The organism is Chryseobacterium sp. KBW03, from assembly GCF_003852415.1.
In the GTDB taxonomy this organism is placed as follows: Bacteria; Bacteroidota; Bacteroidia; order Flavobacteriales; family Weeksellaceae; genus Chryseobacterium; species Chryseobacterium viscerum.
In genome coordinates, this window is record NZ_QAJO01000002.1 from 242,411 (window position 1) to 262,634 (window position 20,224).

At 35.8% G+C, this 20,224-nt stretch carries 20 protein-coding genes; 4 read left to right on the forward strand and 16 right to left on the reverse strand.

What is annotated here, in order from left to right; translation table 11 throughout:
• Positions 1-35 precede the first annotated feature (35 nt).
• The 3 genes from DBR39_RS03095 to DBR39_RS03105 all read right to left on the reverse strand — a co-directional run bounded on the left by DBR39_RS03095 (position 36) and on the right by DBR39_RS03105 (position 2,032).
• Positions 36-446, reverse strand: coding sequence for an Rrf2 family transcriptional regulator (locus DBR39_RS03095; protein ID WP_109738725.1), 411 nt, complete (start codon positions 444-446; stop codon positions 36-38).
• A gap of 65 nt (positions 447-511) precedes the next feature.
• Positions 512-1,462, reverse strand: a complete 951-nt coding sequence (locus DBR39_RS03100) for a hypothetical protein (protein ID WP_124530806.1) — start codon at positions 1,460-1,462, stop codon at positions 512-514.
• Positions 1,463-1,597: 135 nt separating this feature from the next.
• On the reverse strand, positions 1,598-2,032 hold the full coding sequence (locus DBR39_RS03105; protein ID WP_103233616.1) for an FKBP-type peptidyl-prolyl cis-trans isomerase: 435 nt from the start codon (positions 2,030-2,032) through the stop codon (positions 1,598-1,600).
• Positions 2,033-2,258: 226 nt separating this feature from the next.
• Between DBR39_RS03105 and DBR39_RS03110 the strand changes: the two genes are divergently transcribed.
• Positions 2,259-3,266: a catalase gene (locus DBR39_RS03110; RefSeq protein ID WP_124530807.1), complete on the forward strand. Its 1,008-nt coding sequence runs from the start codon at positions 2,259-2,261 to the stop codon at positions 3,264-3,266.
• 123 nt (positions 3,267-3,389) lie between these two features.
• Here the strand turns inward: DBR39_RS03110 and DBR39_RS03115 are convergent, their stop codons facing one another.
• The 10 genes from DBR39_RS03115 to DBR39_RS03160 all read right to left on the reverse strand — a co-directional run bounded on the left by DBR39_RS03115 (position 3,390) and on the right by DBR39_RS03160 (position 12,262).
• Entirely contained in the window at positions 3,390-4,778 is a 1,389-nt protein-coding gene (locus DBR39_RS03115; protein WP_124530808.1) for a T9SS type A sorting domain-containing protein, read from the reverse strand.
• 168 nt (positions 4,779-4,946) lie between these two features.
• A complete protein-coding gene (locus DBR39_RS03120; protein WP_124530809.1) occupies positions 4,947-5,360 on the reverse strand; it encodes a DUF1348 family protein in 414 nt (137 codons plus the stop codon).
• 3 nt (positions 5,361-5,363) lie between these two features.
• A complete protein-coding gene (locus DBR39_RS03125; RefSeq protein WP_124530810.1) occupies positions 5,364-5,891 on the reverse strand; it encodes a TetR/AcrR family transcriptional regulator in 528 nt (175 codons plus the stop codon).
• 359 nt (positions 5,892-6,250) lie between these two features.
• The gene (locus DBR39_RS03130; protein ID WP_124530811.1) at positions 6,251-7,297 is read right to left on the reverse strand and encodes a TerC/Alx family metal homeostasis membrane protein; all 1,047 of its coding nucleotides are present in this window, start codon (positions 7,295-7,297) and stop codon (positions 6,251-6,253) included.
• An 85-nt stretch (positions 7,298-7,382) separates the two neighbouring features.
• On the reverse strand, positions 7,383-7,991 hold the full coding sequence (locus tag DBR39_RS03135; RefSeq protein ID WP_124530812.1) for a TerD family protein: 609 nt from the start codon (positions 7,989-7,991) through the stop codon (positions 7,383-7,385).
• Between the two features lie 80 nt (positions 7,992-8,071).
• Positions 8,072-9,019 carry a hypothetical protein gene (locus DBR39_RS03140; protein ID WP_124530813.1) on the reverse strand — a complete coding sequence of 316 codons (948 nt, stop codon included), beginning with the start codon at positions 9,017-9,019 and terminating at the stop codon, positions 8,072-8,074.
• A 16-nt stretch (positions 9,020-9,035) separates the two neighbouring features.
• On the reverse strand, positions 9,036-10,211 hold the full coding sequence (locus DBR39_RS03145; protein WP_185147122.1) for a toxic anion resistance protein: 1,176 nt from the start codon (positions 10,209-10,211) through the stop codon (positions 9,036-9,038).
• Positions 10,212-10,213: 2 nt separating this feature from the next.
• Positions 10,214-10,771 (reverse strand): TerD family protein, encoded by a 558-nt coding sequence (locus DBR39_RS03150; protein ID WP_124530814.1) that lies wholly within the window; start codon positions 10,769-10,771, stop codon positions 10,214-10,216.
• A complete protein-coding gene (locus tag DBR39_RS03155) occupies positions 10,761-11,585 on the reverse strand; it encodes a phosphoribosyltransferase family protein (RefSeq protein WP_124530815.1) in 825 nt (274 codons plus the stop codon). The genes DBR39_RS03150 and DBR39_RS03155 overlap by 11 nt, the downstream gene beginning before the upstream one ends.
• 8 nt (positions 11,586-11,593) lie before the next feature.
• Entirely contained in the window at positions 11,594-12,262 is a 669-nt protein-coding gene (locus DBR39_RS03160) for an HAD family hydrolase (protein WP_124530816.1), read from the reverse strand.
• Between the two features lie 626 nt (positions 12,263-12,888).
• Here DBR39_RS03160 and fusA point away from each other — a divergent pair.
• On the forward strand, positions 12,889-14,955 hold the full coding sequence (fusA, locus tag DBR39_RS03165) for an elongation factor G (RefSeq protein ID WP_228447756.1): 2,067 nt from the start codon (positions 12,889-12,891) through the stop codon (positions 14,953-14,955).
• 126 nt (positions 14,956-15,081) lie between these two features.
• Here the strand turns inward: fusA and DBR39_RS03170 are convergent, their stop codons facing one another.
• Positions 15,082-16,620 (reverse strand): SulP family inorganic anion transporter, encoded by a 1,539-nt coding sequence (locus DBR39_RS03170; protein ID WP_124530818.1) that lies wholly within the window; start codon positions 16,618-16,620, stop codon positions 15,082-15,084.
• A 624-nt stretch (positions 16,621-17,244) separates the two neighbouring features.
• On the opposite strand from DBR39_RS03170, the gene DBR39_RS03175 reads away from it, so the two are divergent.
• Both DBR39_RS03175 and DBR39_RS03180 read left to right on the forward strand, forming a co-directional pair.
• Positions 17,245-17,673 carry a transposase gene (locus DBR39_RS03175; RefSeq protein ID WP_124530819.1) on the forward strand — a complete coding sequence of 143 codons (429 nt, stop codon included), beginning with the start codon at positions 17,245-17,247 and terminating at the stop codon, positions 17,671-17,673.
• A gap of 45 nt (positions 17,674-17,718) precedes the next feature.
• Positions 17,719-18,024 carry a helix-turn-helix domain-containing protein gene (locus DBR39_RS03180; protein WP_228447757.1) on the forward strand — a complete coding sequence of 102 codons (306 nt, stop codon included), beginning with the start codon at positions 17,719-17,721 and terminating at the stop codon, positions 18,022-18,024.
• A gap of 519 nt (positions 18,025-18,543) precedes the next feature.
• Here the strand turns inward: DBR39_RS03180 and DBR39_RS03185 are convergent.
• Complete coding sequence (locus DBR39_RS03185; protein ID WP_124530821.1) at positions 18,544-18,960, reverse strand: hypothetical protein; 417 nt, start codon at positions 18,958-18,960, stop codon at positions 18,544-18,546.
• 27 nt (positions 18,961-18,987) lie between these two features.
• On the reverse strand, positions 18,988-19,299 hold the full coding sequence (locus DBR39_RS03190; protein WP_124530822.1) for a hypothetical protein: 312 nt from the start codon (positions 19,297-19,299) through the stop codon (positions 18,988-18,990).
• Positions 19,300-20,224 lie beyond the last annotated feature (925 nt).

The following is a 20,224-nucleotide window of genomic DNA, read 5'->3' on the forward strand; positions in this document are numbered from 1 at the left end:
TAATAAATTTTGTTACATTTAAGGTTAAAAAATTTTTATTCGAACTGGTCAGCGAATTCCTGCAATGACTTGTCTCCTAAAAAGTTTACTACCAAACGATCTGTTTCTTCAAATAATGTATTTAAATGAACGTTAATTTCTTTTCCAACACTGCATGCCGGATTGGGATTCTGATTTTTCTTTCCGAGTACTTCAGTATTTTTTACTGCTTTATAGATCTCAGAAATTGTAATCATATCAGCATTCTTTGCAATCTGGCTGCCTCCTTCTTTTCCCTGTCTGCTGATAATAAGACCTGCTTCTTTCAATACGCTGATCTCCTTTCGGACAATCACCGGATTTACATTGATACTACCGGCTACCCATTCGGAAGTAAGCCACTCCTGAGGGCTCTTTGCCAATAATGTCATTATATGTACTGCCGTAGCAAATCTTGTATTGTTCATTGTAATTACTTGGCAAAGATACACATTTTTTAAATGTAACAAAATTTATTACAGTTATTTTTTTCTTAAAGGATTAATTTGTCCAGATCAAGCAACAAATAATTGATGTTCTGATTGATGGTACGTGTTGCAGACTGCATCTGATTGAGCATAGCAGCACGGTTATGAAGATCATCTGCCCTATAGAATCCACCATCACTGAAAATAACAGACTTATCTGCGACTTCTTTTACATCATCAAACTGATAATGAAGCCATCTCGATTTCATATTTCCAATAATGGAATGTTCTTCCCTGTTGGAAAATTTTTTCTCAGTATACATATACCAGATGAAAGGTGGAAAGTTGGGAGATTCTAATTTTTCTTTCCAGATATCCCTTAAAAGATTTCTCTGATGGATAAACTCTACTTTTTTCCCTTTGGGATTGAGCGTTGCCAAACCAAACCCTGCTCCCAAAATACCTCCTCCGATACCTATTGCATTATCCCAACCGTCACTTTTAACGATTCCCCCTGCTATGGAAGAAGCCGCACCGGCAATGATTGAATATAAAATCAGTTTATTATTTCTTGATGAGTTCAGGTTATCCACATAGTTTCCAATCTGTGCAACTCTTTCTCCTTCACAATCGAACTCTGCTGCTACGGCATCCAGCTCTGTTAAAGCAATAGTAATTCTGCTGTTGATTTTTGTCTTAAGCTGCAATATTTTCACCTGTGACGTCAGCGAAGAATCTTTTTTAAGTTCGATGATCTTGTGAACGTCCTCCAGATTGTTCAACGCATTTAAAATTAAAATGCTCTGATCGCTAAACATTTCTTTAAGATCTTTATTCGCTATTAAAATAGAATCCGAATTATAAGATGGAAGTTTATTGTTGTAGTTATACTTAAAAGGAGCCTTACAATAGCTGTCTTTTAGGGTAAGAATATTCTGCTGGATAGCCTGGTTCTTTTTGGAAACACAGGATACCAGTAAGCCCACCACAGCGAAAAGGTAAAAGAGTTTTTTCATTCAGTTATATTTTTGTGTCAGCAGGATCCATTGCAGAATAGATCTATCCATTTTACAATTGATCTATACGAAGATAGTACAAATAAAAAAATTTACCTGAAATCAGGTAAATTTTTAATCTATTTTTAAGAAGGATTATTTAATATCCAGCAATTCAACTTCGAAAACAAGCGTACTGTTTGGTCCGATCTCTTTGCTGATTTCCTGATCTCCATAGGCTAAATGCGGAGGAATAATCAGTCTCCATTTGCTTCCAACAGGCATCAGCTGAAGTGCTTCTGTCCAACCTGAAATCACTCTGTTTAAAGGGAAAGATGCAGGAGTTCCTCTTTTTACAGAGCTGTCAAATACTTTACCGGAAATAGTCGTTCCGTGATAGTGGCATTTTACAGTAGACTTAGGTCCTGGTTTCTGGCCATCCCCTTCTGTAATGATTTCATATTGTAAGCCGCTAGGTAACTGCACAACGCTTTCTCTCTTACCATACTCTACCATATATTCTTTACCATCATTCAGGTTTTTCTCTGCCAATTCTTTTTTACGTTTAAATAACATATCTGCTACTCCCATATTATAATTTTTTTACAAAGATAAGATTTGTTGCCGGAAGTAAGAAGCGAGAATTATTAAACATTAAAAATCAACAACTTAAAAAGGTTATTAATCAAAATAAGGCATCCATATTTGTATACTTTTCGTGATTCAAAGTCGCTTTATCAACAAAATTCAAATAATTGTAATACTTGCTTAACACAGATTCCGAAACTTGGCGTTATAATTGGATTTTAAAAACTAAATGCCAAATCCATTAAAATATAATAAGAAGTTTGATGAACTAAATGAGGAGGAAAAAAAACTTCTGGAGATCAATAAAAAAACAATAGCGGATTTTGTTGAGCAATCCTCTTCTATAAGTGACGTCAATTATGCTACCCGGAATGCTCATGCAAAAACGTATGCGGTAGCAAAGGGTACATTCTGGATTGAACCGGATATCCCTGAATCATTACAACCTTTTTTTGATAATGAAAAATTTGACCTGACTATAAGATTTTCTAATGCACAGCTGAAAATTAAAAATTCTAAAAAAGATATTCCTGCCTACGGATTTGCCGTACAGATCAGGGATGAAAACAGTGTATTACTTGCCAATTACCCTTTGGTGAATTTTCCTTTATTCCCTGTAAATTCGGTTTCTACTTTCCTAAAACTGTTTACAGCAGTCAACCGGCTTTATATGAAACAATGGAGAAGTTTGTTCCCGATGTTTATTCAGCTGGTCAAAATGATTCCAACTCTTTGTACAGTTGATTTTATCCGGCATAGTTTACAACTGATGGGCAAAAGGAATGATTTTATCCTGTCGTTCGATTATTATTCTGTAGGCGCTTATCGTCTGGGAGATCAGGTGATCAAAATAAAACTATGTCCAAAGTCTGTAGATAAAAATACAGGCAGAAAGCAAAATATAAAAGATTCGTTAAAAGATTATCTTCAGACCCATGAATTTGAAGCAGATGTGATGATCCAGATTTGTTATGACCTGAAAGATCAGCCGATCAATAAACTGAATGTAGAATGGAAAAATTCTCCTTTTATTAAGATTGGCGAGGTTAGAATTAATAAAGACTCACTCCTGGATTCGCGCAACTGTACCAATGAACTTCTTTCATTCAATCCTTTTGAAAGTAAAATCTTTTTCCAGCCTGTAGGAAAAATACAAAAACTGCGTGATGAAGCTTATAAAGTATCTGTGCAGACGAGGAGAAAGATCAATAAATTACTTCATGGGAAAGGGGGCTAGCATAAAGATAAATTATAGTTATAAATTTTTGAATACAGGGCTACAAAAGTTGTTGGATATAGCCCGATCAAATAAAAAAGGAACAGTGCTTACACCGTTCCTTTTCTAATATTTATTAAATTATTAATTTTCAGTTTTAATTAATTTTCTTGTGATTATAGTGCCTTTGGCATCTTCTACTTTAACCCAATATATACCTTCTGATAAGGATTGTACATTAATGCTATTACTATCAGCATAGGAACCGACTAATCTTCCTTCTTCACTATAGATTTTCACTGTTTTAATTCCTGATAGATTTTGGATTTTAAATAACTTTCCTGTAGGATTTGGATACAATATTATTTCTTCATTTTTTTTACTATTTTCTCCTACTTGCAATGTCATAGTTGTAGGACATGAAATGGCTGTAGGTATGATTTTTTCATTATTGGTACCATTTCCAAGCTGGCCTGCGCTATTGTCTCCCCAAGACCAAAGTGAACCATCCGTTTTTAGGGCTAGTGTATGATTATAACCCCCAACTACACTTTTCCAATTACTATCTGTACCTATTTGTATAGGTGTCATTTTAGTAAGATATGTACCATCACCTAATTGTGCTGTCATGTTATCTCCCCAGGCCCAAAGTGTTCCGTTATTTTTTATGCCCAGTGAATGATTCACTCCGGCGATGATACTTTTCCAATCAGACGCAGTTCCTATTGGGGTAGGTACAATTTTGTCTGTACTCGTACCATCACCTAATTTTCCACTATTATTGTATCCCCAGGCCCAAATTGTACCGTCTGTTTTTAATGCAAGAGTATGATTAGCTCCAACTGATATGCTTTTCCAGTTCGTATCTGTTCCTATCTGAACGGGAACTTTTTTCCCAATTGTAGTACCATCTCCCAATTGTCCTGTAGCATTAAACCCCCAAGCCCAAAGTGTTCCATCTGTTTTAAGTGCAATACTGTGAAATGCTCCGACTGCAACGGCTTTCCAATTGATATCTGTTCCTATTTGAATATAATTATTTTGGTCCGTCAGCGTTCCATCACCTAACTGCCCAAAAGTATTATTTCCCTTGGCCCAAAGCGTTCCATCTGTTCGTATAGTTAAAATATGCACCCCCGGAGCCACACTTTTTAAATTTGCAGCACTCCCGATCTCTATAGGACTGGTTATATTTTCATTGGTTGTACTCACGAGTATTCCCATAAAATTACTTCCCCATCCCCAGAGCGAATCATCAGATTTTATAGCCAGAACATAATCTTCTGCAGGAGTTGATATGATACTTTTCCAGTTAGCATTTCCAATCTGAACCGGGCTTGTTTTATAAACATTGGTTCCATCACCCAATTGTCCATACCAATTACTTCCCCAAGTCCAGAGAGTTCCGTCATTTTTTAAGCCGACAGAATTCCATCTTCCTGTAGAGATTTCTTTCCAACATTGGGGAAAAGCCAGAAAAGGCATAAGTAAAAAAAGTAAGAATACTTTTTCGATTGATCGATTTTTTCTCATTTGTATTTAAGTTTTATATCCAAATCCTCCTTCTAACGAAAGAAAAATTCAGATGATTATTAGTTTATATATAGAATTATTAACCTAATTTTTTTGGTAAATATAAAACAAGAAAATGAATTTTCATCATAAAAAAAGACTGTTACAATGACAGTCTTTTTTTACTTTTTATTTAAATTTTCGATCTTCTTCTTTTATAGCCAGATCATTGATGCTTGCATATCTTTTTGCCATCAGTCCGTTTTCATCAAATTCCCAGTTCTCATTTCCATAAGCTCTGAACCAATTACCGTCTTTTGTCTGATATTCATACTCAAAACGAACAGCAATGCGGTTATCGGTGTGTGCCCAATATTCTTTTTTAAGCTTATAATTGAATTCTTTCGCCCATTTTTTCTGCAGAAATACTACAATATTTTCCCTTCCATTCACGAAAGTATCTCTGTTTCTCCATTCGCTGTCGATCGTGTAAGCTTTAGAAACCTTTTCGGGATCCTGACTGTTCCAGGCGTCTTCTGCCAGTTGAATTTTTTCCATTGCCGTTTCAAGTGTGAAAGGCGGAAGCGGGTGTTTCTGTTCCATAACTTATTGTATTAAATTGGTGGCTATTTTTTTTGATTTTTCAATCAGTTCATTGGATTTGAAAAGCTGGCTTTCTATAATACTGCTCTCAAAAAGCATATAAATATGAGTGGAAAGAGTATCATCATTCAGTATTTCTAAAAAGTAGTTTCTGAGATCTGTTTTATGGGATTGGATAACCTTCAGGATTTTAATATTATCCATCGGAATTTCCGACAAGATGTTTAGAAAACTGCATCCCCTGAAGCTCTCTTTTTCATTCATATACACAAGGAAATCGAAAGCTTTCGTGATTTTAGACCTTATCTCTTTTTCATGCGATACAAAATTGTTAAGCTCCTTAAACCAATACTCATGTCTTACTTTCAGAAATTCTACACACAAGTCTTCCTTAGATTTAAAATGCTGATAGAAACTTGCTCTGGCTACTTCTGCTTCAGAAATAATCTGGTTGATTCCGGTAGAATTATAACCTTGCCTGGCGAACAATTGAAAGGTAGTTTCTATTATTCTTTCTCTTGGAGATTTCATATTGCTTTTCTTTTACTGAACAAATGTATGAAAAAAAACAACGAACAGACTGATCTGTCTGTTTTTATTTTTAAAATAATAATTTTGGAAAACGCAAAGGCGCAAAAATTCTTATAAAAATAATGTGGTAAGGCGCAAGGATTTTATCTCCGATAAAATTTAATACTGCTAACTATGATTCTTGATAAAACCGACAATTAAAAGGTAACCTTACTGAAAATCTTTGATTTTCTTACGCCTTAAAGCAGCATAATACTTATAACCTTTGCGTCTTTGCGTTTTCTAACAAAAAGAATTCTTAAGTCATAAAAAAACCTCCAGGAATTAATCCCAGAGGCTTTTCATATATTTTAAATATTTTATTTTTCTTCCAATTCTTCTTTTTTCTCTTCTTCTTTTTCAGGGAAGATGATAGATAAAAGAACAGAGATAACCAATACTCCTCCTACAATCCCCAATGAAACCGGAGATGTAATATGAATCCAAGGTGCAATAAGCATTTTAACCCCGATAAAGGATAAAATAATGGCCAAACCGTAAGGAAGTTTGCTGAACATATGGATAAAGTTCGCCAACAGGAAGTATAATGATCTCAATCCTAAAATCGCAAAAATATTGGATGTATAAAGGATGAATGGGTCATTTGAAATCGCGAAGATCGCCGGAATAGAGTCTACTGCAAAAAGAACGTCTGTAAACTCAATAACCCCAACTACTACTAAAAGCGGTGTTGCCATTTTGATCCCGTTTTGAACAGTGAAGAATTTATCACCATCATAATTATCGGAAACTTTCCAGAAACTCTTGATCAATCTTGCTCCTGCCGTATTGCTGTAATCTTCGTCATCATCATCACCTCCATCACCCCAGGATTTGATCCCGGCATACACAAGGAACAGACCGAAAAGAGCCATTACTATATTGATCTGTACTGCTTTTCCGAAAATATTCATTTCAGGAAGATACGTCAGGTTAATCAATCCTACTCCTGCAAAAATAAATATTGCTCTGAAGATCAATGCCCCAATAATACCCCAGAAAAGAACTTTATGGTGAAGGAATTTCGGCACTTTAAAGAATCCGAAAACCAGAATAAATACAAATAAGTTATCTACCGAAAGTGCCTTTTCAATCCAATAAGCAGCCTGGTACTGTGTAAATTTCTCCACCGCTACTGCATGACTTTCAGGTGATCCGTCTGTATTGAATACCCAATACACCACTCCTGAAAATATCATGGAAAGTGAGATCCATACAATAGACCAGATGGTAGCTTCTTTGGAAGAGACTTCATGACTTTTTTTATTAAATACCCCTAAGTCCAGGAGCAGCATGATAACAACTGTTATCGCGAATCCCCACACCAGACCTGGGTGCAGTTCTAAAATACTTTGATGTTTATCCACTTGAGTTATGTTATTATATGATAAAAGCAATAGATGTACAGAGTACAAATATTGCTATTTTATTTATCTTTTGATTGTCAATTGATTATAGGTAATTCATCTGTACTGTCTGAACCGTCTGCTCCAGCTTTCTATCTGCTGTAGGATCTCCGACCGCATTGAATTTCCATTCCCCATTTCTCTTATAGAAAACTCCCATTACCATGGCAACATGTCCGTTGAAAGAAGCATCATTTGCAACATCATATTTTGCAAAGACCTCTCTTACATTGGTAGGTGATCCTTCATAAATACGGATAGAAGCAAAAGGAATCGTACCGAAATCCTGACCTTTGTAGCTGTTCAGCACCATTGCCACATGTTCTACATTCGGCTCCAGCTGGCTGAAATCAACAGTGATTACTTCATTATCCAATCCATCATCTCCGTCTACATCACCAGTAAGGTCATCTCCACTGTGTTTTACAGATCCGTTTCTGGATTTAAGATTTCCAAAATAGATTACTTCCGTAACATTTTTGTTTGAATCATATAAAATACAGCTTCCGTCTAAGTCTACTGCTTCTTTTTTGGTTCCGAAAAATCCTTTCTTTTCGATTGCTCCCCAGTTGATTCCTACACAGGCTTGGGAAAGCTCAGCTCCATTTTCTTTTTTAAGGTTGATTCTCTGACCTTTTTGTAAGTTGATAGCCATCTTTTTATGTTTAGTTGTTATTTACTTTTTGTAAAGGCTGAACTGCAAATTTGTGATTGTACTTTTTGCTGTTTTGCCTTCTAGTTATTATTCAAATTCAAATTAAGCATTGCGCGCAGAATATTCGTTTCTTCATCGAAATCAAATATTTTGCTCATAATATCTATATTTTCCAGGTTTCTGATATAGTCTTTCAAAACGGCTTCCACTTCGGCTGGTAACGTACGTTTTCTTTCGTTCATACTATGATCCAGCAGATCATTTTTACTTCTCAGCTGATCGATAATGGAACTCTGGTTAGACTGATTTTCAGAAATATCCAGCTTATCCAATTCTTTGTCGAAAAGATACAATTTCTTTTCGTCTACACTGAAAATAAAATAATCGTCAGACTGAAAGACTTTGAAAAGTTCATAATCGCGGTTCGCAATAAGGTAACCACAAACAAAACGGACTTTAAATCCCTGTATATTCAATCTCCCTAACAGTTTTCTTTCAATAGCGTAGTCTTTATACTGATAGGCAGGAAAAGAACCGGACTGCAAAAGAGATTCATCGGCTTCCGCTCTGTAAAATTCCTGAGCATATTTTTTGTGAAAATACAGAACATTCTCCCAATTGGCGGTAAAAACATCTTCTGTAAGATCTTTGTACAAAGTTTTCAGATGTTGGGAAAATACACCGCTGTACATTTTCCTGTCGGTCTGAAAGCTGTCTACGCGTCTTTCTTCAAAACCTGAAATATATTTATTGTTGATGTTAATTTCATTAATGACAGCCAGCATATCATTTTCCTTTTGCCTTTTTATCTTCGTCAAAAGTTCTATGAGACTGTCGGTATACTGCAGGTGGAAAAGTTCCAGTTTATTATAATCTAAAGCCGTATTTTCCTGGAACAGATTGTGGATAATATCTGTTTTGATGTAAATCGATATTATGTCAATATGTTCAAAAAAATTCGCGAGAAGCTTAAGTTTTGTTAATCTTCTTTTGCTTTGCGACAATATGGTTGCTGCATCATCCCCCACCTTGGTATCCTATAAATTAACTTCTGACATTCGCTTTAAGTTCATGCTCCAATGTCTGAAGATCCTGATCCAGTTTTCGTCTGTTATCGGCTCCCTGTTTCTGGATTTGTTTCACTTCATTCAATGTATTGATAAGCATTGATGTTGTTTCTCTTAATGTTTCTACTGACACAATAGTCTGCTCGTTCGCTCTGGCAACATTCACTGAATTCTGGCCAAGGCGCTCTGCATTCTTTCTTAGAATCTCTTCTGTAGTAGAAGACACTTTCTGCTGAATTTCAATATTCTGCTGTTGTCTGTACATCGCCACAGCAAGGGAAAGCTGGTTTTTCCATACAGGAAGCGTAGTGGTAAGAATCGTCTGTGCTTTTTCAGCAATAGAAACGTTGTTATTCTGTACCAGTCTGATCTGTGGAAGCGACTGCATCATAATCACACGCACCACTTTAAGATCAGCCATTCTTCTGTCTAGCCTTGCGATGAAATCTCTCTTATCTGCAATCTGGTAATCCTGAAAATTCTGAGGACTGGCTTCCATTTGAGTAAGCTCAACGGCTGCTCTTTCCATTCTGATATTTCCTGCAATCACAAGACTTTCAATCTGCTTGATAGAATTCACATTACTTTCAAAAATAGTCTGAAGAACAGCATTATCTTTGGTCGAAGTAATGATTCCGGCATTTACTTTATAAGAGATCTGCTCAATATTATTGATGATCTTGTCATATTTTGTAAATAAGTTTTCCACCTGAGTGATCACCTTTTTCATGAAAGGTAATTTACTCAGGAAGCTTTTCACTTTATTTCCGTTAAGCTCTTCTACATCTACATAGTTAAGCTCCACTAAAAGATCATTGATAAGCCCGCCTACTTCTCCGGAGTTTGATCTTCTTACATTTCCTAAGAAGCTGTCACTCTGGTTTGTTAACGTTTTCTGAAGCTCTGCTCCGAAATTCACAATCGAACCTGGGTTGGCTTCGTCAATAGAGTTCGCTAGAACTTCATATTTCTGACGTTCTTCTGACTGCATCTGAGTCAGATTTACATTTCCTTCTCTGTCCACAAGAACTGCCGGCGCTGCATTTTGTACAGGCTGAGCTGGAGTTGGGGGAACCATTGGAGTAGGTTCAAATGTTTTAAGAGGTTCTATTGATCCTAGTGGATCTATGGGTTGATTTTCCTGATTGTCCATGATTACTTTTGATAAATTGATACAAATTTGTCAAGGCCGTCTCTCTGTCCTGCACCTACAGCCTCAAATTTCCATTCTCCGTTTCTGTTGTAGATTCTTCCGAATTCTACTGCTGTTTCGATTGAGAAATCTTCGTCCAGTTCATATTTTAAGATCTCTTCATTGGTATCTGTGTTGAAAATTCTGATGAAAGAATTTCTTACCTGTCCAAAGTTTTGTTTTCTCGCATCTGCATCGTGAATCGTTACCACTACTGTAATTTCTTTGATGGCATCGTCAATTTTCGTAAGATCAATTTTGATCTGCTCATCATCACCTGTTCCTTCTCCTGTAAGGTTATCACCTGTGTGGATCACAGATTTGTCCGGAGACTCAAGGTTATTATAGAAAATAAAGTGGTTATCTGAAACTAATTTTTTGTCGTCACCCAGCAAAAATAAAGATGCATCAAGGTCGAAAGCAGTTCCTGTAGAAGTGTTATTGATATCCCATCCTAAACCTACAGTAAATTTAGGTGCGTTAATATTTTCTCTTTGTCCTTTTTGTAAGTTAATAGCCATAATATAATTCCGTTTGTGTTAAAGTATTGATGTTATTTTCGTATTCTTTTATTAAATGATAATTGTTGCTGATGGCCAGCTCCAAAAGCAGATCCATCTGTTCTTTTTTTACTTTAGACGTAAGATAATCAAAATTACTTGAATCCAGGCCTAAAATATATTTCACAATCCTTGTATTGAACTGAAAGCTGTCTTTATTCATCACTTCTGCAACGTGTTTTACATTTTGCACTGCATAATAATTAAAAAAGTTTTCGATCTTAGGATCAAGGTTAAAATTCATCAGTTCTGCGTAATACAGGAACATAAAGTCTGCTTCCACGCTATATTCATCCAGAATCCTGTTGACTGTATATTCATGACTTCCCGTGATTTTTATATCGTCTATAAAAATACAAAGTTTTCCTCTTAAAAAATCTTTATCGATATAATAAGTATCATTGGCAATCAGATTTTTACGATCTTCAAAATTAAGGTTGCCATAATCTGTTATATACGTGTGATTTCTATTGATTTTGGATAAAACACTTGATTTTTTTCCTTTTTGAAACATATAGAAATCCAAATACTTCTTAAAGTAAAAGCATAAAAAATTGGAAGCTGTAGGAATAGCCATGTACGGGCTTGGAAGCACTACAATCTCTTTATCAGTCTGTAAAAGTGCTTCATTTTCGGAAATAAATCCGTCGAATAATTCTTTTGCAAATTTTTCAGCATACGACTTATCGCCATACTTGAAATAGCTGTATTCTGCAGGTGAGAAGCTAAATTCATCTGCCGAATGAATGTGGTGTAAGCTGTATCTTGTATTCATGTTTATTTTTAGTGTTTAAGTAAATGTGCACTGAAACCGAAGTCTTTTGCCCCCTGATAATCGGCTACCGGATTGTCTCCGATATGCAAAATCTGATGCAGTGGCAAATCCTGGTCTTTGATCTTATTCTTCACTTCCTGAAAAATAAGCGGGTTCGGTTTGGAACAGTTGATTTCATCAGAATAAATATGAAAATCAATGTACTGATCCAGGTTTTCATGAATCAGAAATTTTCTCATTGTCTTTCCTTTGATAAATCCTGTGTTGCTTAAAATATTAATGGTCTTTCCCTGGTTTTTTATATCCTCAAAAAAATCATGAATATTTTCAAAAATTACAACCGGTCTGTATTCCAGAAATAAGTCTTCACTCTTTACATAAAACTCATTGAGTCTTTCTTTATTTAACTCTTTTATATCTACATCAAGAGAACCAAGAATCATCAGATACATCTCAAAAGTATCTATATTCCCTCCTGTCACTTCATTGATGGTATTACAAAGATCATCGTAATATTTTACGGTTTTCGCAACCTCCTCTATTGGTTTATCTACATTGAAAAACGAGGAGAACAGCTCAACTCTTTTTGCTTTAAATTCAGGATGAGATTTGATTAAGGTGAGCCACAGGTCAAAAGAAAAATGACAGTGGTTATGGATGTCGATATCTGTTTTCAATAGGTTTTAAGTTAAAAGTTTTATTTAGCTTTCTTGAAAAAGATTTAATTTTTTTTAATCATCAACAAGTGTTTAAATACTATTCTTCCCAAAGATAAAATTTTTATCATAAATGCATTACGTTCGTTCTGTGTTTTAAGATATTTTTATGAAAATTGACGAATTTCACAGACTCTCAGAAGATGATTGATGAACCGTTTAATTTCCGTTCACAAAAAAATAGTTGCAAAAATTCTTTGGAAATCAAAAAAAAATTATAATTTCGCAACCGATTAACAATCAATAATGTCAACAAAAATGATAAATATTATAACTTTAAGCAATCCTGTCAGAGCTGTGTTCTTTGGCAGCACTGAATATTTATCTGAATAGTTCTATAGATCTTTTATACCCAAAAATATATTGAAGACCTATCTATTCGGATAGGTCTTTTTTGCTGCCCTATTTTCAGACTTTAACAATTCAAACAACTTCTGTTATTTGTTAAGATCTCTGAAAATTATTCTCAACTCAAAATACAAAAAATGTTTTGCCGGTTTTATCAAGCCGGAGTGTATTTTGTGTTCATTATTTTCAGAACCTTTTTAAAATACAGATCTAAAAATCAACAATTTAAATCAAACAAAATGAAATACAACACACGAAATATAGGGATCATAGCACATGTAGATGCAGGAAAAACAACGTTATCGGAAAGACTTCTGTATTACACGGGACTCATTCATAAAATCGGTAATGTAGATGATGGAAATACCACCATGGACAAGGATATTCAGGAAAGAAACCGAGGGATCACCATTTCATCAGCCGCTGTTTCAACGCAATGGAAAAAAGATCATAAAGTGTATAATATCAACATTATTGATACTCCCGGACACATTGATTTCGCAGTGGAAGTAGAACGTTCCCTAAGGGTTCTGGACAGTGTTGTCGCAGTTTTCTGTGCTTCATCCGGCGTACAACCGCAAACTGAAAATGTATGGTACCAGGCTGAAAAACATGGCACTTCCAAAATATGTTTCATCAATAAAATGGACAGAATTGGAGCAGACTTCTTTGCCGTTCTCCAGGAGATAAAAACCAAGCTGAATGCTGTTCCTCTTGCTCTTCAGATTCCGATGGGCGCTGAAGTACATTTTGAAGGAGTCATTGATCTTGTCAAAATGAAAGCATTATACTGGACCGATGAAACCGGGGAAACCATTGTTGAAAAGGACATTCCGGCGGTATTCCGTACTGAAGCTGATGAATATAGAATGAAGTTACTGGAGACTCTTGCAGAATATGATGAGACTTTCTTTGACATTTTTATGGATACCGAAAATACAGTCACCGTTGAAATGATCGTAGAAGCTGTACAAAGAGTCTGCAGATCGGGAGCAGCCGTTCCTGTTCTCTGTGGGTCTGCCTTTAAGAATAAGGGAATCCAGCCTCTTCTTGATGCCGTGGTAACTTATCTTCCAGCTCCGGATCAGCTTGCTGACCTGCAGGGAAGAGATCCTCATACAGAAGAAGCAGTAATATTGGAAAGAAATGAAGCGGCTTCTTTTTCGGGACTTGTTTTCAAAGTTGTGATTGATAAACATATGGGAAGACTGGCCATGCTTCGTGTCTATTCCGGAGTGATAAAATCCGGCGATACGATACTGAATGTAAGAACGGGTGAAAGTTACAGGATTTCCAGAATTTTACAGATGCAGTCGGATAAAACGTTATCAATGGATGAAGCTAAAGCGGGAGATATTATTGCTTTAACGGGAATAAAGGATGCCAAAACCGGAGATTCTTTATCTTCTCTGGACAAGCCGATATTACTGGAAGCGATTACGATCCCAACTCCTGTTATCAGAGTTGCTATTGAGCCGAAAACGAATGGTGATGAGAAATCTTTTGGTTTGGTACTGGCTAAAATTCAGGAGGAGGATCCTTCTTTAGTTGTTGAGAGAGACAAACAGACCGGAGAGACTTTATTGAGTGGGCTGGGAGAACTTCACCTTGAGGTTACTTTGGAAAAAATCCGTCTGAATCATGGTATTGAAATCAATCAGGGAAGACCTAAAGTTTCTTACCGCGAGATCTTAACGGGAACTAAAATCCATAGAGAAAAGCTTTCCAAGCAAAACGGAGGAAGTGGTCAGTTCGCCGATATCAGTTTTGAAATCGGACCAAGGAATGACAATGAATATGGACTGGAGTTTGTCAATGTAATCAAAGGAGGTGTTATTCCAACTGAATTTATTCCTTCTGTAGAAAAAGGATTCAGAGAAGCTATGGAACAAGGTCCATTAAAAGGATATCCTCTGGAAAACATGAAGATTACCCTTCTGGATGGTTCTTTCCATGCTCAGGATTCTGCTGCATTTGATTTTGAAATTGCTGCCAGAGAAGGGTTTAAAGCCGCTGCCAGAGGATGCAGTCCTAAATTGATGGAGCCTGTCATGCAGATAGAGATTCAAAGTATTGAGGAATACACGGGGGCCGTCACTGCGGATATCAACAGAAGAAGAGGAATCATCACTTCTATTGATGAAAGATCAGGAAGAAAGATTTTTGCCGCGCAAGTTCCGTTAGCTTCAACTTTCGGGTATATTTCCGATCTGAGAACGCTGACAAGCGGACGAGCTTCCATCAGCATGAAATTGTCGCACTATGCTTTAGTGCCTGATTTTATCGCAAATACATTAATAACCTAAACAAGCAAGGACTGTAGATTTATCTTACAGTCCTTGTCTGGTTATTGAGGTTTATATTTTTTTATTGATAATTGATAATTGATAATTGATAATTGATAATTGAAACAAAATTCAATTTTGATTTCTTTATTTTTCCGGAATTACCTTATAAGTAGGGTCTTCTTCAATATTAATTTCAACTACTGCTTCGGCATTTTTCAATATTTTCCGGCAGTCCTCGCTGAGATGCCGTAAGTGTAATGTTTTATTCTCTTGCTTATATCTTTTGGATAACTTGTCTAAGGCATCTATCGCACTCATATCCACAATACGGCTTTCTTTAAAATCAACAACCACCTGATCCGGATCATCCGCAGGATCAAATTTATCTGTAAATGCTGTCACTGAACCAAAAAACAGGGGTCCATATATTTCGTAATGCTTCACTCCATTTTCATCAATATGTTTTCTTGCTCTGATTCTTTTAGCATTATCCCATGCAAAAACCAATGCTGAGATGATAACCCCAACCAAAACCGCTAAGGCCAGGTTATGTAAAATAACGGTAATCAATGCTACCGTAACTCCAACAAAAATATCGGACTTCGGCATTTTATTAACAATCCTGATCGACACCCACTGAAATGTACTGATGGCTACCATCATCATCACTCCTACCAAAGCCGCCATAGGAATTTTCTCTATCACAGGAGCTCCAAAAAGGATAATGATCAAAATCAGCAGAGATGCTATAATCCCCGACAGTCTCGCTCTGGAGCCTGCATTAAGGTTTACCAATGTTTGTGCTACCATTGCACAGCCCCCCATTCCACCAAAGAAACCGTTGGTAATATTCGCCAATCCCTGAGCCACAGATTCTTTATTTGCGCTGCCTTTAGTATTGGTAATTTCATCAACCATCGATAAAGTAAGAAGAGATTCTATAAGACCTACTCCTGCCATGATTAAGGCATATGGAAATATTATCTGTAGGGTTTCCAGAGAAAAAGGAATCTTTGGAATATGGAAACTGGGAAGATTTCCACTGATATGGGCAATGTCTGCTACCGTTTTTGTTGGAATATTAAATCCAAGAACTACGGCGAAGACAACAATAATCGCTACTAAAGAAGCCGGGACTGTTTTTGTTATTTTTGGAAAAAAGTAGACTACGGCAATTGTCAGGGCTGTTAAACCAGCCATTATATATAAAGACATTCCCTGCAGCCAGCTTACAGCTCCATGGGCGTCTGTAATTTTGAACTGTTCGATCTGTGCCATAAAAATAATAATGGCCAATCCGTTCAGGAATCCATACATAACGGGTTGCGGAATCAGTCTTACAAATTTTCCCAGTTTAAAGATCCCAACCAACATCTGAAGTATTCCGGCTAATGCTACAGTGACAAAAAGATATTCTATTCCGTGAGACTGTATCAAAGCAATCAAGACAACGATGGTTGCTCCTGCCCCACCGGAAACCATTCCCGGGCGTCCTCCCAAAACCGCTGTTACCAATCCCATCATAAAAGCGGCATACAGCCCTGTGAGCGGAGACAAACCGGCAAGAATCGCAAATGAAAGAGATTCAGGAATCATCGTCATGGCTACTGTAAAACCAGCCAGCAGTTCATTTTTGTAATTGATTTTCTTCGAAAAGTCAAATAAGCTTATGGTATTCTTCATTGATTGGCAAAGGTATGGAGTGTCCCGATGGTATACAATATTTTCTTTTTATCATTTTTTATGGGTAAGCTTTTTCACTGTAAATAATTCACACATTAAATCTTATAATATGTTAATTTTAATTAAAATCAATAGATAAAGCATGATTTTTATATTTCCGGTTGTTTTTACTTCTTATTTTTGTTTACATTTGAAACCGAATAAGCAATTATTTGGTACTAATTAAAAATTCAACGCGGGGAAAGCTGTTTATCAATCTATCTACAGCTTTAACTCATAGAATTATATAAAAATCTTAATAGGTTATATATTATTTCACACAAATGGCAGGAAAAAGAAGTTTGAAAGAGAAGAAGAAGAATCCATTGAAAATAAAGAATATATCCCAAGTACATTAAGGTGCTCCCTACTCACCTTTTTTAAAGTTATTTGGTAAGTCACAAATCCGTTTTTTAAGATTAATCATCTTATTAAACGCATTTACCTATTCTTTAATCATAATTTCTATTTTTTATCAATTTCAAATTAAAGTGAATTATTTTTCACTCTACACAATAATATATATTGCCTATTATCGTTTTTTTAATACATAAGTTAAAACAAAAGAATAATATTCAATAAACAATGTTATATAAAGAAATCCATATTGGAAAGTTTATTAAGGAGAGGGTTGATGAAAATGAAATAACAATAGAGAGAATCTGCAAATTTTTAGGCAAAGACGAAGGAACTATCGAAATGATGTATGCCAGCAGATCGATGGATACAGATCTTCTTCTAAGATGGAGCAAATTATTAGAATATGATTTCTTCAGGCTCTACAGCTCACATTTGATTTTATATGCACCTCCTTCTGCCATCAACAAAAACCAGCAGAAGTCCGAAAAAACGCCTTATTTCAGAAAAAATATTTACACCCAGGAAATCAAAGACTTTATTATGAAAAGAATTCTTTCCGGTGAGATGACGCAAAGCGAAGTCATTACAGAATATTCTATTCCGAAAAGTACTCTTCACAGATGGCTTCAGAAGAGTGATAATGCCAACGGATAAACAGATAAAGACATGCGCCCCAATTACAAAAAAATCTATCAGGATATGCTCAGAATAGAACATCCTGAAAAGCTGAAGGACCCGAAAATCAAAGAACTTCTTGAAAAGCTCCATAGCAGTGAGGATGTTCTTAAATTTAATGATAAACTTTTCAAACAATCCAGTGAAAATCAAAAGCTCAAAACCTATGACAGGCAGACTATGCTAAAATTGCTGCAGTATCAGAAAAAGCATGGTCATTCTACCAGTTATATGTCGAGAAAATATAAAATAAGCAGAACAACTCTTTCCAAATGGAAGATGATGTTTGAGGGAGAGCTGGAAGAGACCATGAAAAATGCCGGTAAATAATCTACCGGCATTTTTATAAAGGTAATAATAAGGAAAAAACGGGCTGCCGTTTGCCGGAGTCGAACCGGATAGCCTTGCCGGAGTGACCGGCTTCGCTATTCCTCCCATAATTGTGTTACGATGAATTTTTTCCTAACGACACTTCAGAATATGAATATAAAGAAGCTGAAAATGGGAAGAAGGAAGATGTTAAAGTCTGAAAAAATCATCTGACTTTATAGAAAATTATGATACAAAGATATCTTCCAACGTCCCAATTTCAGCTTCTCGTTGTATGAAAACAAGGCGACAGGCGAATAATGCAGTCGTGCTCTAACCAACTGAGCTACTCTTCCTATATCAATCGTGTTTTTTTACTGTGGAAGAGACGGGATTCGAACCCGTGACCCCGTCGTGATGAGCGAAGTAACATTTTTCTACGGCACTTGTTTATTTTTATTTTTCTTCCTCAGTAATATGTGTTTTGACAATAGGATGAATTTTGACATTCTCCGGAGAATAATTCAAACCGAAACTCCTTCATCCACAAGACCAATAGAGAATCCTTTCTTTCAGGTAAGGAATATCTTTGGTTTCATCGTACTTAAAATTTTCATCAAATATATTTTTTACCTCATCAATGAGTTCCGGATAAAACATTTGGTCTTCTTCATTAAAGACATCCCTATGAATATCAAGATGGTTACGTAATTCATTTAATAAATAAGTTCTAAAATCCCAACCCATAACAATGATATCTGAAGATCCCATAGAAATAACAGGTTTCCATTTAAGATTTTCATCACTTACAATATATCGAAGACCTGTTAATGGCAAAAGAGCTGGAATATGAGAAAACCATTCTTCAAAAACTTCTATTCTTTTTTCCAAAGATGCAGGTTTTATTCCCCATGAATTAAGCCATACCTGGCTCTTCTCATTCACATCGTGCTTCATCCAATTATAAGAACCTTTTATTATTTTCTAAACTTCCTTTTCATCAGCAAGCCAATTATAAAAGAAATCACGTTCTTCAGTAATTAATTCTCCATCATATTCATATTCAACAATTTCTTTTTTGTCAATCGCATGAAGAATCTTTAAAAATTCTTTATGTTCAGGGATAAAACTGACATTATATTTTCTTTGAATCTGATCAATCTGTTCTTCAGAAAGCCCTTGCCATTTGGCTCCATAAAATCCTTTAGGACAATTTTCAGCATCTACAGACCACAGTTTTTCTGTGCGTTCTTTGACCCAGTATAAAAATTCAGTCAGATTACTTGGTATATGCATGGTTATACATTTTTAAATAAAAAGAGGCAAGATTCGAAAAGACTTATACAAGATCACTTCCGTGACCTTCTGGAGTCGAACCAAATTAAACCGAAGTAGGCCTTTTCTACGGCACTCTTTTATACAATCAAGGTAAAATTCTCAGAATCTTCCGTGCATTTGCTCTACCTGCTGAGCTACTTTTCCTTTTCGAGGGAAAAGGCAGGATTCGAACCTGCGACCCAATGTTTATTCAATTTCGAAGTATGATTCTAAAACGACACTTGATTCTAATTATTCATAGTTATTAGTTTTCTTTTTACAAAATTATATAGCTACTGCGTAATCTATTTACGTAATATAATTTTTATTTAAATATTTGTTCGTTTTGCCTTGAAGCAAAAGAACCAAAAATTCAAGACCTGGAAACTCCGGCTAAAAATAACCTACACTCTCTAAAAATTCTAAAACTTGCGCGAATGTTATATTCGTTCTTCGTTTTAATTTCTGTGTCGCGCTTCAAACAATAGAATTTTCTTAACGTTCGCATAGCTTATTTTCTTAACGCCTCCATTTCCTATGTCACATTTCCATAGTTCTCGTCGCTGGAAATTTCGAGTTCTATTTTTTCATTGATGTGATTTAAATAAAAGAGCCTAGATTCAAAAAGGTTTTTACAAGATTACTTTCGTAATCTGTTTTGGAGTTGAACCAAATAATTCCGAAGTAAACCTTCTCTACGTCACTCTTTTATATGATCAGGGTAAAAATGGCGGAATCTTTCTGTCTCATCTGCTCCACCTGCTGAGCTACATTCCGTTTACAACAAGAAAGACAGGAATCGAACCTGTGACTTGATGGCTAATTCGAAGTATGATTCCAAAACGACACCTGATATAATTTAAACAAGGTAATTAAATCAAACAGAGACCAATACGGCGTGTTA

What these genes read in the sequence shown, in the direction of transcription:
- DBR39_RS03135 (WP_124530812.1), bottom strand. Translation starts at nt 7,991, where the DNA reads ATGGCTATCAACTTACAAAAAGGTCAGAGAATCAACCTTAAAAAAGAA.
- DBR39_RS03155 (WP_124530815.1), bottom strand. Translation starts at nt 11,585, where the DNA reads ATGAATACAAGATACAGCTTACACCACATTCATTCGGCAGATGAATTT.
- DBR39_RS03180 (WP_228447757.1), top strand. Translation starts at nt 17,719, where the DNA reads ATGCTCAGAATAGAACATCCTGAAAAGCTGAAGGACCCGAAAATCAAA.
- DBR39_RS03190 (WP_124530822.1), bottom strand. Translation starts at nt 19,299, where the DNA reads ATGCATATACCAAGTAATCTGACTGAATTTTTATACTGGGTCAAAGAA.
- DBR39_RS03150 (WP_124530814.1), bottom strand. Translation starts at nt 10,771, where the DNA reads ATGGCTATTAACTTACAAAAAGGACAAAGAGAAAATATTAACGCACCT.
- fusA (WP_228447756.1), top strand. Translation starts at nt 12,889, where the DNA reads ATGAAATACAACACACGAAATATAGGGATCATAGCACATGTAGATGCA.
- DBR39_RS03115 (WP_124530808.1), bottom strand. Translation starts at nt 4,778, where the DNA reads ATGAGAAAAAATCGATCAATCGAAAAAGTATTCTTACTTTTTTTACTT.
- DBR39_RS03120 (WP_124530809.1), bottom strand. Translation starts at nt 5,360, where the DNA reads ATGGAACAGAAACACCCGCTTCCGCCTTTCACACTTGAAACGGCAATG.
- DBR39_RS03170 (WP_124530818.1), bottom strand. Translation starts at nt 16,620, where the DNA reads ATGAAGAATACCATAAGCTTATTTGACTTTTCGAAGAAAATCAATTAC.
- DBR39_RS03105 (WP_103233616.1), bottom strand. Translation starts at nt 2,032, where the DNA reads ATGGGAGTAGCAGATATGTTATTTAAACGTAAAAAAGAATTGGCAGAG.
- DBR39_RS03095 (WP_109738725.1), bottom strand. Translation starts at nt 446, where the DNA reads ATGAACAATACAAGATTTGCTACGGCAGTACATATAATGACATTATTG.
- DBR39_RS03175 (WP_124530819.1), top strand. Translation starts at nt 17,245, where the DNA reads ATGTTATATAAAGAAATCCATATTGGAAAGTTTATTAAGGAGAGGGTT.
- DBR39_RS03100 (WP_124530806.1), bottom strand. Translation starts at nt 1,462, where the DNA reads ATGAAAAAACTCTTTTACCTTTTCGCTGTGGTGGGCTTACTGGTATCC.
- DBR39_RS03145 (WP_185147122.1), bottom strand. Translation starts at nt 10,211, where the DNA reads ATGGACAATCAGGAAAATCAACCCATAGATCCACTAGGATCAATAGAA.
- DBR39_RS03125 (WP_124530810.1), bottom strand. Translation starts at nt 5,891, where the DNA reads ATGAAATCTCCAAGAGAAAGAATAATAGAAACTACCTTTCAATTGTTC.
- DBR39_RS03185 (WP_124530821.1), bottom strand. Translation starts at nt 18,960, where the DNA reads ATGAAGCACGATGTGAATGAGAAGAGCCAGGTATGGCTTAATTCATGG.
- DBR39_RS03110 (WP_124530807.1), top strand. Translation starts at nt 2,259, where the DNA reads ATGCCAAATCCATTAAAATATAATAAGAAGTTTGATGAACTAAATGAG.